This window comes from Pedobacter anseongensis, from assembly GCF_037482965.1.
GTDB lineage: Bacteria > Bacteroidota > Bacteroidia > Sphingobacteriales > Sphingobacteriaceae > Pedobacter > Pedobacter anseongensis.
In genome coordinates, this window is record NZ_JBBHKB010000003.1 from 336145 (window position 1) to 351145 (window position 15001).

11 protein-coding genes and 1 tRNA gene are annotated in these 15001 nt (G+C 38.7%); 6 read left to right on the plus strand and 6 right to left on the minus strand.

Translation table 11 applies throughout. The annotated features are described in order from the left end of the window. Nucleotides 1-26: 26 nt before the first annotated feature. The 3 genes from WG904_RS12190 to WG904_RS12200 all read left to right on the plus strand — a co-directional run bounded on the left by WG904_RS12190 (nucleotide 27) and on the right by WG904_RS12200 (nucleotide 3141). Nucleotides 27-1706: an AAA family ATPase gene (locus WG904_RS12190; RefSeq protein WP_339579600.1), complete on the plus strand. Its 1680-nt coding sequence runs from the start codon at nucleotides 27-29 to the stop codon at nucleotides 1704-1706. Continuing rightward, nucleotides 1703-2635, plus strand: a complete 933-nt coding sequence (locus WG904_RS12195; RefSeq protein WP_339579601.1) for an HNH endonuclease family protein — start codon at nucleotides 1703-1705, stop codon at nucleotides 2633-2635. The genes WG904_RS12190 and WG904_RS12195 overlap by 4 nt, the downstream gene beginning before the upstream one ends. A gap of 209 nt (nucleotides 2636-2844) precedes the next feature. After that, a complete protein-coding gene (locus tag WG904_RS12200) occupies nucleotides 2845-3141 on the plus strand; it encodes a hypothetical protein (protein WP_339579602.1) in 297 nt (98 codons plus the stop codon). Between the two features lie 53 nt (nucleotides 3142-3194). Here the strand turns inward: WG904_RS12200 and WG904_RS12205 are convergent. Further along, nucleotides 3195-3271, minus strand: a tRNA-His gene (locus WG904_RS12205). 123 nt (nucleotides 3272-3394) lie between these two features. Here WG904_RS12205 and rnhA point away from each other — a divergent pair. After that, entirely contained in the window at nucleotides 3395-3853 is a 459-nt protein-coding gene (rnhA, locus tag WG904_RS12210) for a ribonuclease HI (protein ID WP_339579603.1), read from the plus strand. A gap of 28 nt (nucleotides 3854-3881) precedes the next feature. On the opposite strand, the gene fbp is transcribed toward rnhA, so the two are convergent. The 4 genes from fbp to WG904_RS12230 all read right to left on the minus strand — a co-directional run bounded on the left by fbp (nucleotide 3882) and on the right by WG904_RS12230 (nucleotide 8022). Then, nucleotides 3882-4925: a class 1 fructose-bisphosphatase gene (fbp, locus tag WG904_RS12215; protein ID WP_339579604.1), complete on the minus strand. Its 1044-nt coding sequence runs from the start codon at nucleotides 4923-4925 to the stop codon at nucleotides 3882-3884. 23 nt (nucleotides 4926-4948) lie between these two features. After that, complete coding sequence (locus tag WG904_RS12220) at nucleotides 4949-5440, minus strand: metallophosphoesterase family protein (protein WP_339579605.1); 492 nt, start codon at nucleotides 5438-5440, stop codon at nucleotides 4949-4951. Continuing rightward, a complete protein-coding gene (locus WG904_RS12225; RefSeq protein WP_339579606.1) occupies nucleotides 5440-7248 on the minus strand; it encodes a serine hydrolase in 1809 nt (602 codons plus the stop codon). The genes WG904_RS12220 and WG904_RS12225 overlap by 1 nt, the downstream gene beginning before the upstream one ends. 66 nt (nucleotides 7249-7314) lie before the next feature. Next, complete coding sequence (locus WG904_RS12230; RefSeq protein WP_339579607.1) at nucleotides 7315-8022, minus strand: tRNA1(Val) (adenine(37)-N6)-methyltransferase; 708 nt, start codon at nucleotides 8020-8022, stop codon at nucleotides 7315-7317. 250 nt (nucleotides 8023-8272) lie between these two features. Between WG904_RS12230 and purL the strand changes: the two genes are divergently transcribed. Next, nucleotides 8273-11977, plus strand: coding sequence for a phosphoribosylformylglycinamidine synthase (gene purL, locus WG904_RS12235; protein ID WP_339579608.1), 3705 nt, complete (start codon nucleotides 8273-8275; stop codon nucleotides 11975-11977). A 148-nt stretch (nucleotides 11978-12125) separates the two neighbouring features. Beyond that, the gene (gene asnB / locus WG904_RS12240) at nucleotides 12126-14042 is read left to right on the plus strand and encodes an asparagine synthase (glutamine-hydrolyzing) (RefSeq protein ID WP_339579609.1); all 1917 of its coding nucleotides are present in this window, start codon (nucleotides 12126-12128) and stop codon (nucleotides 14040-14042) included. A gap of 9 nt (nucleotides 14043-14051) precedes the next feature. On the opposite strand, the gene WG904_RS12245 is transcribed toward asnB, so the two are convergent. After that, a complete protein-coding gene (locus WG904_RS12245; RefSeq protein WP_339579610.1) occupies nucleotides 14052-14891 on the minus strand; it encodes an energy transducer TonB in 840 nt (279 codons plus the stop codon). Nucleotides 14892-15001: the final 110 nt, after the last annotated feature.

Sequence of the window (15001 nt, forward strand, 5' to 3'; positions counted from 1 at the left end):
CTTAACTTCGTTCAAGAAATCTCTCTATGCCAAATTCCATTCAAGAACTCCATCAGCAGGTATTCGACCTGTTATACAACATTCACCGAAAGGATGAAGAATTTCTCTTCACCCTGCGCAAGATTAACCGCAAAGGCCGCCTCGACAAGGGCTACTGGTTTCTCGGTGGAGAGCACTACCTGACGGTATCGTTTTGGACGGGCAGGGACTGGGTGACCAAAATTCCCCGCATCAGCTTTACCATCAACATCGAGGGATACACCTATCTTGAACTTAGTCAGAAGGACATCTATCAACGTGTAGATTACTTTGAAGACAGATTGCTTGAAGAATTAAAGGTAATTTCAAGAACCTACGATGCCGCCTTTACCAAATCCTATGATTTCCCAAACGACCAGTATCTAGAATCGCTGAGGAGCTTCATCGAAAACGACAAGAAATTAATCGATACCGCTGTTAGCATGGGCCGGGCGAATTCCCCATTGGTATATGAGTTTACCGAAGGGATAGAACCATTGTCCCCTGGAAATTTCAGCATTGAACTTGAGAACATTTTAAAATACCAGCATAAGCTGTTTGCGAAAGAAAAAGCTACGGGTTACCTTCGAAACATTCAGGTCGAAAATTTTCTACATATCGCTAAGCTTACAATCTCAAACATCCCCTCGGAATGCAAATGGATATTCATTACCGGCGAGAACGGCGCTGGGAAAACATCGCTGCTCAAAGCTATTGCCACGGGACTCTGCAGAAACCATGATAATGGTCAGGCAATGGTGGATCCAAGTAATCCCTTCAAGATCACTGTGGGAATTGATTCTCCCAAGGGAACAACATTATTTACCACAACGGGAGAATGCTTTGAAAAGCGGGAAAAGTGGCTACCAAAAGGTTTTGCAGCATACGGTCCGGTACGCCTTTTTACCCAGGGCACAGCGGACAATAGCATTTTCAACCTTAAGGAACTGCAGAAACCAAGAGGAGCAACCTACGGTCTTTTCAACTCGATTGATATCTTACAGGACATGACCATGGAAATGCCATTATTGGCAAGGCCGAAGTATCATCAAATGGAAGTGGATAGTTTTGTCGACAATCTCCAGGAAATCTTATTGAACCTTTTCAATGTTACAGCATCTGACAACGGAGAATTTCTGTTTCGATCTGCTGAAGATCACCGGGGTGGACGAATCATCGATTTTAAAAACCTCCCTTCAGGACTTAGAAATTATTGTGCAATAATTATCGATTTAATGAGGCGCTTCAAAGTACAACAGAAGGAGACCTGGGACCCTGCCGAACACAATGGCATCGTCCTGATTGATGAAATAGACCTCCACCTTCATCCCAAGATGCAAAAGGAAATCGTAATTCAGCTCTCTGAAACCTTTCCTAATATCCAGTTTATTGTTACCACCCACAGTCCCATCCCGTTACTGGGAGCGCCCAAGGATTCGGTTTTCATTAATGTGCGCAGAAACGAGCAGAATGAAATTAACGCGGAAATGCTGAACATTGATATAAAAAACCTCTTGCCCAATACCATACTTAGTTCCCCTATTTTTGATTTCACTGAGATATCAAGTAATGACAGAAATACCGAAGAGCGTCTGGTTTCAGAGGACGAATACAGTGAAATGATCTTTTACAAAATTCTTGCCAAGAAGATTAGAGAGCGTTCGCTTAGAAGAGATGAACAGTTATGATTAAAATCAACCTAAAGGATTTCAAGTCACCACCAGCGGTACTGTTTTCACTGGGAGCGATAAAGCAAATCGAACTAGCCGTCAGAACTACAGATGGAGATACTTACACGAACATATATTATCGTGACAAGGCTGTACTAGACAGGCTAAGGGCTATATCCATTCACAAATCCACAATTTCTGAAAAGGAGAGCGGAAAATGCTACTACTGCGAATCAAAGATCGAACATGCTGCAAAGCTTCAGGTAGAGCATTTTCGTCCAAAGGCCAAGATCACCAAGATTGATACAGGACAAATGGATAACAATGGATATTTTTGGCTCGGTCTTGAATGGTCGAACCTACTACTATCATGCCCAATATGTAACAGATCGAAAGGAAATCGATTTCCTATCCGCGGTACCAGAGCGGTGGCACAGACCCCGGTGGACCAACATTTTTGCCTGGACCGGACCAACTGTTTTGCTCATCAAGAGCCGCTTATTTCTGAAAAGGCGATATTGATCAACCCCGAGCAAGATGATCCCAAGGACTATTTTGGTTTTAATCTAGTTGGAGAGATCGAGCCAACATCATCAGATTTCGAACGAAGTGATGCAAGTATTAAAATATATAAGCTCAACCGTCCTGCACTGATCAATGAAAGGATGAAGTTATGGGACCAGGTGGTCAAAGACTTTGATCTTGATATCGCCAACTATGAAATGGGAGCAGAAACATGGAATGACCTATCTGCGCACTGCAGGAAGATCTGCCGAAAACTCATCGCCAGAACAGCAAAGGAGGAGGAGTTTTCAGCTTGGGCGACATATCTGAATGAACAGATCCTCGATTTTATTATAGCAGACATAGCTGAACCTTACCAAATGCTCTTTTTTGAATCTTATTTTTCCGAACTCAGTCGGCATATACCTCGCAGTCAGTCCTAATACCAGTCAAATGCATTTTGGAAACAAAAGCAAAAAAGGGGAACTTTAATCTAATTGGGAGAACGTTTCCTTCAACACAGCGAAATTAATAATACATATATTTTCGGATATTCAGGAGACTATGTCCATTGGATTTTAATCATGATGAAAAAAGGAACTTACCGTAATTATATTTATTGTAATTTAACGGTAAATCGAAAAATATAATCATGAAAAGATCAGTAACTCCAGAAATGGTTATGCAAAATTTTGCAAAATATGGCCAAGAAATAGATTTAGAAAATGCAGAGAAAGTTCTAGACTTAATGTATGACTTATCTGCGCTTTCCGTAAAAACAGAAATAGAAGCTGCGCTACAAAATGGAAAGTGTTCGAGAAGCACCATAAGGGGGGCAATGGGGCTCGAACACAAAAACTGCGGCAACAACCTCATTATAAAGGTTTTCGAAAAAAATAAGCTTCTAAGCAAATTGTGCCTTTATTTATCCAACACCCTCAAAAGCTAGTTAAAACCATAAAAAAAGGCCAAGATTGTTAAAATCTTGACCTTTTAAAAACTTGGGGTGGCTGATGGGGCTCGAACCCACGACCCTCGGCACCACAAACCAATACTCTAACCAACTGAGCTACAACCACCGTATTTTTTAGTGCTACAAAAGTACGATTTAAAATATTCAATTCAAATATTTTTGAAAATTGTATCTGTAATATGCCTTAAGCAGTTAAAATACAAGGGAATTAAATTAGCTTTGCATTTTTATGATACAGATTTATACAGATGGTGCAGCAAGTGGTAACCCTGGCCCAGGTGGTTATGGAGTGATTTTACGATCTGGCGAGCATTATAAGGAGTTAAGTGGTGGTTTTAGGTTAACTACTAATAACCGCATGGAGTTGTTAGCGGTAATTGAAGGATTAAAGGCGATCAAAAAACCTGGACAACAAGTTACAATTTATTCGGATTCGAAATATGTAGTAGATTCTGTAGAAAAAGGCTGGGTTTTTGGCTGGGTTAAAAAAGCCTTCAAAGACAAAAAGAATAAAGACCTCTGGCTACAATACCTAGAACAACACAAATTACATCAAGTAAAATTTATTTGGATCAAAGGGCATAACGATCACCCAGAAAACGAAAGATGCGATCGCTTAGCAGTCGCTGCTTCGCAAAATAGAGCAGAATTAGCAGTTGATGCTTTTTTTGAAGCAGAAAGGAGTTAATATCCTGTTAATTCGTCTTTGCTCAAAACTAGAATCCAATCTCAACCGATTGCCCTAACGCCTTAACTGGCGAGTGCTCGGCCATTAAAGCTTCGGCCATCCTTACCATTTTGGGCGATCCGATCATAATAGACGTGCGCTGATGTAATTCAGTAGGCTCAATATCTAAGATCCGATTTAAACCATCAGACGCAATACCTCCCGCTTGTTCAATAATTAGCGCCATTGGATTACACTCATATAATAATCTCAATTTCCCGTTTGGAGAAGCAGCAGTTGTTGGATACAGATAAATACCACCTTTAATTAAGTTACGGTGAATATCTGCTACCATCGAACCAATGTATCTTGAGGTATAGGGCCTATTTGTTGCGAAATCTTCTACTTGGGCATATTTAATGTATTTCTTTACTCCGGCCGGAAAATGTACATAATTCCCCTCGTTGATAGAATAAATGGTGCCATCATCTGGTATTCTCATATCAGGATGAGACAAACAAAATTCGCCAATAGAAGGATCTAAAGTAAACCCATTTACGCCCTTACCAGTAGTATAAACCAACATGGTTGATGAGCCATAAATTACATAACCGGCAGCTACTTGTTCAGTTCCTTTTTGTAAAACATCGCGAAGCGTGGCCATTCCTTCGATCGATTTTCGGCGATAAATAGAAAAAATTGTGCCCACAGCAACATTTACGTCTATGTTAGAAGAACCGTCCAAAGGATCAATGCAAACTATATATTTAGCGTTTTTCGATACGGGCGAATCGATCGGCACAAACTCATCCTCTTCTTCAGTAGCCACAATACAACACTCTCCCCCACTAGTTAAGGCAGATATAAATTGCTCATTAGCAAATACATCTAATTTTTTTTGCCCTTCGCCTTGAATATTAGTGGTTCCAGCATCCCCTAAAATATCTGCTAAACCAGCCTTATTAACCTCGCGATTTACAATTTTTGCTGCAATACCAATATCTCTCAATAATCTAGAAAGTTCTCCCTTTGCGTAAGAAAAATCGGCTTGCTTCTCGATGATAAATTGACCTAGTGTTTTTATACCTGACATACCTACTTAGTGTATATTATACGTTATCTATTTCCTAACTCTATGACTGCTAAGGTATGTATTTTTTCTTCTGAAATGCAAAAACGAATCAAAGTTCTTACTTTATGCCACCCGCTTTTTCCCGCAGCACCGGGGTTTATATGCAAACATTTAATTTTTTCGTCGTAAATAACTTTTAAAATATGAGAATGCCCGCTAATAAATAACATCGGTGGCTTAGTGTAAATTTCTTTCTTTACTTGTGGTGAGTAATGATTAGGATAACCGCCTATATGGGTCATCCAAACATCAACGCCCTCACAGTTAAAACGCAAGTGCTCAGGAAATTCGGTTCTAATGGCATTATCATCTATGTTTCCATACACCCCTCGCAAGGGCTTAAACGCAGCCAAAGGCAATGCCACATTTGGGCCAAAATCTCCAGCATGCCAAATTTCATCACATTGATCGAAATGTTTAAAAACAGCATCATCTAAATAACCATGAGTATCTGAAAGTAGGCCAATGGTCTTCATTAATTTTTCCTAATGGCTTTAAAAACCCCATTTGGTTGAATGAATGACAAGGAGGGTGATTTTTTATCGCCTGCTGCCTCGAACTTTACGCTATACCCTTTTAAATTTTTTAACACAAAAGTATTATCATTAGCATATTCAGTTTCATATTCTGGCTGCCCGGGAACAAACACAACTAATGTACTTCCTTTTAGCGAAACCTTAACTACAACCTGACCTAGAGAATATTCTCCGGTAAAATTTCCAAGTTCTTTTTCACTTAATATTTTTACCTCTGGTTTAAAATTAAATAAAACAGGTTCTCTATCGGCATCGAGCTGAACGGTTAAACCACTTATCTTTCCTTCATTATTGCTTGCAAAATTAAATAGCATTTTACTAGAACTGGTATCTGCCACACCATCTTTATCTATCGAATGGGGCTCAAAAACATCATAATGCAGGTGTTTAAGAAGCAATTTATTATCGCTAGCGATGGCATAAACTACATTTTTATCTTCTATAATCTTAATCACGCCATAAGCAGGATTTTCAAAAGACCCTACATAATTTTTTAGGGGATGTGATGGAGCAGTATTTAAAATGAGTTCCTTTTTAGCATTTTTTGCAACTTGTTTTTCGTTTAAACTAGCCGCTTTTGCACGTGCTACCGCTTCCCCATTCCAGTCAACGGGTTTCAAATTAAACATCCTGTCTGCAATCGAGCTGGTCACAATTGTCGGTACCGCCGATACATTCTGATTGGTTAAAACGACAATTCCAAGCCTCTCTGTTGGAAAGAAAGCAACATTGGCCGAAAAGCCATTAATATTACCTCCATGCTCTACGCGATAATGCCCACGATAAGATTCAAGCATCCAACCTAATCCGTAATTGGCGAAAAACACATCTTTGTGTTGATTGGGCAATCCTCCAGCCATCACCATTTGCGCACTTGCCGCCTCACCCACATAGCTACTTGGCAAAATTTCCTTTTTCTTATAATATCCTCCGCTAATCCATACTTTTAACCAATTAGCCATATCATTCACACTGCTGTTAATGCTTCCTGCAGGCCCCATTCCATTGATATTATAATAATCAATTTTATGAATAACGCTATCTTTAATGGTTACATAAGGCAAAGCGACATCGCTATCGCTTATAAACGTTTTAAAATCGGTAGTCGACCGTGTCATTTCTAGTGGATCAAAAAATTTCTCTTTAATGTTCTGCTCCCACGTTTTGCCGCTTATTTTTTCCACAATCCTTCCTTGAACTAAATACATAAAATTATTATAGAACCATTTCTGGCGAACACCAGCAGCCGGCGCCATATATTTAACTCTTGCAATTATACTGTCTCGATTAGATGTGTTAAATAATACCCAAGAGTAATCGTACCGGGTAAGTCCGGTTCTATGCGCCATTAAATCGCGGATGGTAATTTGATTGTTCATCTCGTCGTTGTAAAAATGTAGCGATGGAAGATAATTGATAGCCCTATCGTCTAATTTTAATTTGCCATTTTTTTCAAGTAAGCCCAATAATGATGCAGTAAATGCTTTTGTGCTCGAACCAATCGCAAAAAGAGTGTTTGGCGTAACGGGTTTCTTATTTTCTACATCGCGATAGCCAAAACCCTTGCTATAAATTACTTCATCGCCCTTTACCACTGCAACAGCAAAACCGGCAGCATGTTGATCTTTTAAAACACGCTGAAGCAGCGAATCGATACCTGAGAGATTAGTTTTTGCATCATTACCCCCTTGGGCAAGAGCAGCGACCGAAATAAATAAAGAAAGGATAAAGATTAAAGTAGATTTCATATTAATATTTTATCCGCCTAAATTACGAATCTTATTAGACTTACGAAGTCTTAAGACTTCGTAAGTCTAATATCCCAGAAAGAAATCTTTAAGCAGCTCTTTATATTGCTTGGTGTAGACTTTCTCCGCCTCATAAATATAAAAATGCTCAATATCCGCTTCAGTTTTGAAACGGTTTAAACATACCAAGCATCTAAACGGGGACTTTGTCTTATCCGAGTGGAGTAAAATTTGCTTTGAAACGGACAAACCTCTGCGGTTCCCATTTGCAATAAGGAGTTCAGCTTGCTTAATAGGCAAAATAAACCAAAAACATCCCTTTAAACTTAGGAATTCATCTACTTTGGCTAATAATTGGGTAAAAAATTGATCATTTGCGTGGCGCGCAATTCCTTTTTTCACCTCCGAATTGCGTAAATCGTTTATAAAATAAGGAGGATTGCTTATGATTAGATCGAATCGCTGAGTAGTAGTAAAGTTTTCAATTGATACGTTATCAACAGACAATCTTTCAGTAAAGACAGACTTTTCAAAATTCTTTCTGGCAGTTGCTGATGCAGCTGATTCGATTTCGATGGCATGAATGTTTGCCTGGCTAAATCGCTGCGCTAACATTAACGCAATAACCCCAGTTCCTGTACCAATATCGAGAATGCTTTCGCAATTTTCGCATTCGGCCAAAGCCGCCAATAGCACTCCATCTGTATTTACCTTCATGGCGCAACCTGTTTGATCTACCTCAAACTGCTTAAATTTGAAAATGTGTTTATCCATAATTAACATTCATAGATCTCCAACGGCAAACCATCTGGATCGTCAAAAAATATAAATTGTTAAATAAACCTCCGCCTCTAATTCAAAACCAAATTTATTCACATGAAAATGTTTCGAGACTTTGTAATTTGAGCAGATCATGGCGATAGGATGGATTCGATTCAGCATATACAAATTTGCTGATTTTATCCTACAAAATTCCATAATTCTTCGCTAAAAAACCCTAAATTTGCATCTTCAAAATAAAAGCATGATTCATTTTTTCTCTTATCATACTGAGCCTGTCGAAGTACAATCAACTACCGTTTTTGTTTTACAAACGGAACAACCACTTTCCCAAGCTGATACCACAAAGTTAGAATGGTTATTCGGCGGCGCCAAATTACAGATTGAGACTGCGTTAAGCGGTTTTTTTGTTGGTCCACGTGCTGCTATGATTACACCCTGGAGTACCAATGCGGTAGAAATTACCCAAAACATGGCCATTGACGGAATAATTAGAATCGAGGAATTTAAAAAAGTTGAAGCGGGTTTTTCAGCTTACGATCCCATGCTTTCTCAAAAATATGAAGGTTTAAATCAAGCCATTTACACTATAGATATCAAACCTGAGCCCATACTCGAAATCACTGACATTGCCGCTTACAATAAACAAGAAGGGCTTTCTTTAAGTGATAATGAAGTAAATTACCTAAACGAACTTGCAACTAAATTAGGGAGGCCTTTAACTGATTCAGAAGTTTTTGGTTTCTCGCAAGTTAACTCGGAGCATTGCAGACATAAAATATTTAATGGCAAGTTTGTAATTGATGGTATCGAACAACCTACCTCACTTTTCAAACTCATCAGAAAAACTTCAGAGGAAAACCCTAACGATATTGTTTCGGCCTACAAAGACAACGTAGCCTTTATTAAAGGCCCAAAAATACAGCAATTTGCACCAAAACGCGCCGATGAGCCCGATTATTACACCACTAGCAATTTCGAATCGGTAATTTCGCTAAAAGCTGAAACGCATAATTTCCCTACCACCGTAGAGCCATTTAACGGAGCGGCTACTGGTTCTGGGGGCGAAATCAGGGATAGACTGGCAGGTGGACAAGGCTCGTTACCGCTTGCAGGTACTGCAGTTTACATGACGGCTTTATCACGTTTAGAAAACGACAGACCTTGGGAAAATGGTGTTGAAGAAAGAAAATGGTTATATCAAACACCAATAGACATCTTAATTAAAGCGTCTAATGGCGCTACTGATTTTGGAAATAAATTCGGTCAGCCCTTAATTACCGGCTCTGTTTTAACCTTCGAACACAATGAGCAATTCGATCAACTCAGTGTTACACCGCGAAGGTTAGGCTACGACAAAGTGATTATGCTTGCAGGTGGCATTGGCTACGGCAAAGCATCACAAGCGCAAAAGCAAAAACCAAAAGAAGGTGATAACATTGTAATACTTGGTGGCGAAAATTATAGAATTGGTATGGGCGGCGCAGCGGTTTCATCAGCTGATACTGGTGCCCATGGATCAGGAATAGAACTTAATGCCATTCAACGCTCAAATCCAGAAATGCAAAAAAGAGCAGCAAATGCAGTTCGTGGCATGGTAGAAAGTGATTTCAACCCCATAGTTTCTATACATGACCATGGTGCTGGCGGACATTTAAACTGCTTATCGGAGCTAGTAGAAGAAACTGGAGGTAAAATCAATTTAGACCTTCTCCCAGTAGGTGATCCTACCCTTTCGGCAAAAGAAATTATAGGAAACGAATCACAAGAGCGGATGGGCTTGGTGATTAGCGAAGAACATACAGCTACTTTACAAAAAATTGCAGACCGTGAACGTTCGCCAATGTATACCGTTGGCAAAGTAAGCGGCGATCATCGTTTTACCTTCCAATCTAAAAAAACTGGTGCAAAACCAATGGACCTTGAACTTAGTGACATGTTCGGTAGCTCCCCAAAGGTGGTGATGGATGATAAAAAAGTAGAACGAAAATACCGATCCATAACCTATGATCAAGCCAAACTAAATGAATATCTCGAACAGGTTTTACAACTAGAAGCAGTTGCCTGTAAAGATTGGCTAACGAATAAAGTAGATCGTTGTGTGGGTGGTAGAGTGGCTAAGCAACAATGTGTGGGGCCACTACAATTACCATTAAACAATTGCGGCGTAATGGCTTTAGATTTTAATGGAAAAGAAGGAATTGCTACGTCGGTTGGTCATGCTCCAATTTCGGCCTTAATTGATGCCGGTGCAGGTAGTCGAATTGCAATTGCCGAATCATTATCAAACCTAGTTTGGGCACCGCTAAAAGATGGCTTAAAAAGTGTTTCACTTTCTGCCAATTGGATGTGGCCTTGCAAAAACGAAGGCGAAGATGCACGTTTATATGAAGCAGTAAAAGCTTGTTCTGATTTTGCCATCGAATTAGGAATAAATATTCCTACAGGTAAAGATTCGTTATCGATGAAGCAAAAATATGCAGATGGTGATGTTATTGCTCCGGGAACTGTTATTATATCTGCCGGGGCGAACTGTAACGATATTACCCAAGTAGTAGAACCTGTCTTGCAAAAAGATGGAGGATCGATTTATTACATCAACCTTTCTAATGATAATTATCATTTAGGCGGTTCATCTTTTGCACAAATTTTAAATCGAGTTGGGAGCGAAACCCCAGATGTGAAAGATGCAGCACAATTAAAAAATACCTTCAATATACTTCAGCAACTCATTAAAGAAGACAAAATTCAAGCCGGACACGATATTGGCAGCGGAGGCTTAATCACCACATTATTGGAAATGTGTTTTGCCGATCGCAATCTGGGAGCTACTATCGATTTATCACCCTTAGGCGAAGAAGATAGTGTTAAATTACTTTTTGCAGAAAATATTGGCATTGTTTTTCAAGCAACGGCTGATATAAAATCAACATTTGAAAAAAATAACATCAAATGTGTTAAAATTGGCGATGTAAGTACATCAGCTGCGCTGGAAATAAAAAATTTATCGGCTAATTTTAGTTTTGGCATTGATCATTTACGTGATGTGTGGTTTAAAACCTCTTACTTATTAGATAAAAAACAAAGTGGCGCAGTTAAGGCGAAAGAGCGATTTGAAAACTATAAAAATCAACCCTTAACCTATAGTTTTCCATCAAATTTTGACGGAAAAAGACCGGTAATCGATTCGAACAAACCTCGCCCTAAAGCAGCAATTATCCGCGAAAAAGGAAGTAACTCCGAACGCGAGCTTGCAAATGCGATGTATTTAGCAGGTTTCGACGTTAAGGACGTGCACATGACCGATTTAATTTCGGGCAGGGAAACCCTAGAAGACATTAAATTTATTGGAGCTGTAGGGGGCTTTTCGAATTCTGATGTATTGGGTTCGGCAAAAGGTTGGGCAGGTGCATTCATGTACAACGAAAAAGCGAGAATAGCTTTAGAAAATTTCTTTAATCGCCCCGACACCCTTTCGGTAGGCGTATGTAACGGTTGCCAGCTTTTTGTAGAACTTGGTTTAATCAACAAAAACCACCAAGAAAAGCCAAAAATGTTGCATAATGAAAGTCATAAACACGAAAGTATTTTTACTTCATTAACTATTCAGCAAAATAACTCGGTCATGCTTTCTACCCTGGCAGGCAGCACCTTAGGGGTTTGGGTATCGCATGGAGAAGGTCGCTTTAAGCTACCTTACACTGAAGATAAATATAGCATTGTGGCCAAATATGGGTACGAAAGTTATCCAGCTAGTCCGAATGGTTCAGATTATAATACCGCCATGCTATGCGACGAAACTGGTCGTCACCTAGTAATGATGCCTCACATTGAACGTTCGTTGTTTCAATGGCATTGGGCAAATTATGTAAAAGGACGTAAAGATGAAGTATCGCCGTGGATGGAAGCATTTGTGAATGCAAAAAATTGGGTTGAGCGACACTCGTAATTTGAATAATTCTAATAAGTACACCTATAGATTAGCAAATCCATAAAAAATTAAGACTTTAACTGTAATCAAAGCATTTTTAAGCTACAATTGCCTCTTTTAATTGTAGTTACCTAATTATTTGTATTTTTGTAACGCTAAAAATACGTTGAAAAACATTTTAGCACCAAATATTAAACAAATAAAAGCTGATGGGAAATTTTTATTCGAGGAGAGCATGTGCGGCATAACAGGCTTTGTTGACAATACCCATACCCTTAGCGAAATTCACCTTAAAGCTGCTTCAGCAACTTTAAAGCACCGTGGAGGTACTGGAAGTGGGACCATATTCGAGCAAAATCAATCTTTTACCATTGGCTTAGCTAATCAGCAACTTTCTACAATTGATGCTACCGGAAAAAGTGGTCAACCCCTTACTTCCAGTTGTGGTTATTATACCGTTACGTTAAATGGCACGATTTATAACTACATCGAACTTCGTGAAACCTTAATTAAATATGGCATTATTTTTAAAACCTTAACCGATACGGAGGTTTTATTGGAGTGCTATAAAAAATGGGGACATCGAATGTTCGAACAATTAGATGGTTCTTTTTCTTTTGCTTTACTCGACCGTAACCTTCACCAATTGTTAATTGCGCGGGATTCAATAGGTACAAAACCCTTATTTTATTACAAAACAAAAGATTTTTACGCTTTTGCTTCCGAAATCAAAGCCTTATTAAGCTACCCAATAATTGATAAAAAAATCAATCAAAATGCAATTTCTACTTATTTTAGATATGGTTATTTTGCGGGCAACGATACTATCTATCAAGGCATATTCCAGTTTAAAATAGGAACCATCACCGTAATCGATTTGCATAGTGGTAACAGTTACGATTCACCAATTATGGTTCCTTCAAAAAATACTACTGAAGCGCCATCTGATGATGAAAATCAGGTTATTGATCGTGTAGAAGAACTGTTAACTGAATCAATCCTTAAACGAACCGTGGCAGATGTGCCTTCTGGTGTTTTGTTGAGCAGCGGCTATGACAGTGCTACATTAGCCGCTCTTTTGCAGAAAAACCAAAGTAAGCGGATTAAAACCTTTACGGTTGGTTTTGAAAATACCAAATTCGATGAGGCGCCAAAAGCAAAAAAAATTGCTGAACATTTAAAAACCAACCATAAAGAATTTTATTTTACCACAAAACACGCTACCGAGATTTTAGAAAAATTACCTGCTATTTTTGAGGAACCTATTGGGGATAGTGGTGCATTACCTTTCCTTTTCATAGCAGAAAGCGTTCATAAAGAAATAAAGGTCTTATTAGGCGCTGAAGGTGGTGATGTATTATTTGGCGGTTATCGCTCGTACACCAAGGCACTTAAATTAGAGGCCTTGCCCAATCGTATTCCAAGCTATTTGAAAGGACTATTTAATACACTCCTTAACTATGCACCTGCAAAAATGCAAGAAGTAATACAGGAAGATAACTTGTTAAGCAAATACCAGAGCATAAACGCCTGCTTTACTCATCAAGAAATCGAAAGATTACTAAATCAAACCGATTATTATAAAGTTCGAATTAAAAAAGGAGAAAAAAATCTCAAAGATTTAATGGAATATGATTTCGAAAATCATTTACCGAATAGCCTATTATATAAGAGTGATAAATGTTTGATGCATTTTGGAATCGATAACCGCGACGCCTTTTTAAAAGCAGATTTAGTAAGTTATTTAGCTAAGCTTGATGATAATTGGTTTATAAGAAATGGCAATAACAAGTACCTGTTAAGTAAGATTACCCACAAATATATACCCGAGATTTTAATGGATTATACCAAAAAAGGCCATACCATTCCATTACCATTATGGCTTAAAACATGTTTCAAACCGTATATCGAAACCTATTTAAATGCCGATCAATTAAATAAGCACCAGCTCTTAAATGTGAGTGAGGTTTTACGAATTAAATCGGCATTTTACAAAAACAGCAGCATTAACAACGCAAAAAAAATATGGTTACTGTTGCAATTTCAGATGTGGCATGAGCAATGGGGGCAATACGCTAATTAATGTTCGCGTTTAATGACTCAACACATATCCTATAGGCATACTATAGCGTACCCTAACGGGTAAATTGTTTTGCATTCCAGCTTTCCATTTTGGCGATTTTTTAATTACCCGAATGGCTTCTTCATCGCAGCCATACCCAATTCCACGAACCACATTCACATCGCTGATCGATCCATCCTTTTCTACCACAAAGTTGATATAAACCTTACCTTGAATCTCACTTTCTTGAGCGGCACTCGGATACCTTAAATTTTTTCGGATAAAGTTTGCCCACGCATTCATCCCACCTGGAAACTCCGGATAGGCATCTATACCTGCTGCACTATAAATCTCATTTCCAGTGCCTTCAACAGCTGTTCCACCGCCACCTCCTATCGTGGCTGAAGCGGGTAAAACGTTCCCCTCACTAGCCGCACCTTCTCGATTTACGCTTGCAATTACTGCGTTATTGATCTCCTCACTAGTTGGCGGATCGGCTACCTCTTTATTTACAACTACAACAGTTGAGCTAAAATTTATGGATTTAAGTTTTTCAACTACGGGTTTTGCTTTCGGCAATTCCTTTTTTGCTTCCTGCTTTTTTGGCTCTTGTTTTTTTAATTCATAGATAGGGTCTTTAATCGTCATCCTAACAACTACCTCACGATCTGGTGATGGTGTGGGAAAAATTTTGTTGTAGATAGCTGGCCCCATAAAAAGAAAAATAAATAAAGGTGCTGCAATAGCCAACGATTTTAATAAGATGCTAGCCGATTGCAATCGAAGCACGTACGCACCATAGTTTTTGTTGCGGTTACCGAATACAACATTGAGCCACTCATTGCCGTATAAATTTGAACTATTTAACATATCAGTATGGATTAATTTTAACTATGATGTTAGTTTTTACTAAATTCCATAAATGGAATGGGGATTTATTAAAATCATTATTTGTAATATTTTCGCCAAAAAATCATTAA

Bases quoted from the DNA above. Each gene is read 5' to 3' on its own strand.
- WG904_RS12190 (WP_339579600.1), top strand. From the start codon at position 27: ATGCCAAATTCCATTCAAGAACTCCATCAGCAGGTATTCGACCTGTTA.
- WG904_RS12195 (WP_339579601.1), top strand. From the start codon at position 1,703: ATGATTAAAATCAACCTAAAGGATTTCAAGTCACCACCAGCGGTACTG.
- WG904_RS12200 (WP_339579602.1), top strand. From the start codon at position 2,845: ATGAAAAGATCAGTAACTCCAGAAATGGTTATGCAAAATTTTGCAAAA.
- rnhA (WP_339579603.1), top strand. From the start codon at position 3,395: ATGATACAGATTTATACAGATGGTGCAGCAAGTGGTAACCCTGGCCCA.
- fbp (WP_339579604.1), bottom strand. From the start codon at position 4,925: ATGTCAGGTATAAAAACACTAGGTCAATTTATCATCGAGAAGCAAGCC.
- WG904_RS12220 (WP_339579605.1), bottom strand. From the start codon at position 5,440: ATGAAGACCATTGGCCTACTTTCAGATACTCATGGTTATTTAGATGAT.
- WG904_RS12225 (WP_339579606.1), bottom strand. From the start codon at position 7,248: ATGAAATCTACTTTAATCTTTATCCTTTCTTTATTTATTTCGGTCGCT.
- WG904_RS12230 (WP_339579607.1), bottom strand. From the start codon at position 8,022: ATGGATAAACACATTTTCAAATTTAAGCAGTTTGAGGTAGATCAAACA.
- purL (WP_339579608.1), top strand. From the start codon at position 8,273: ATGATTCATTTTTTCTCTTATCATACTGAGCCTGTCGAAGTACAATCA.
- WG904_RS12245 (WP_339579610.1), bottom strand. From the start codon at position 14,891: ATGTTAAATAGTTCAAATTTATACGGCAATGAGTGGCTCAATGTTGTA.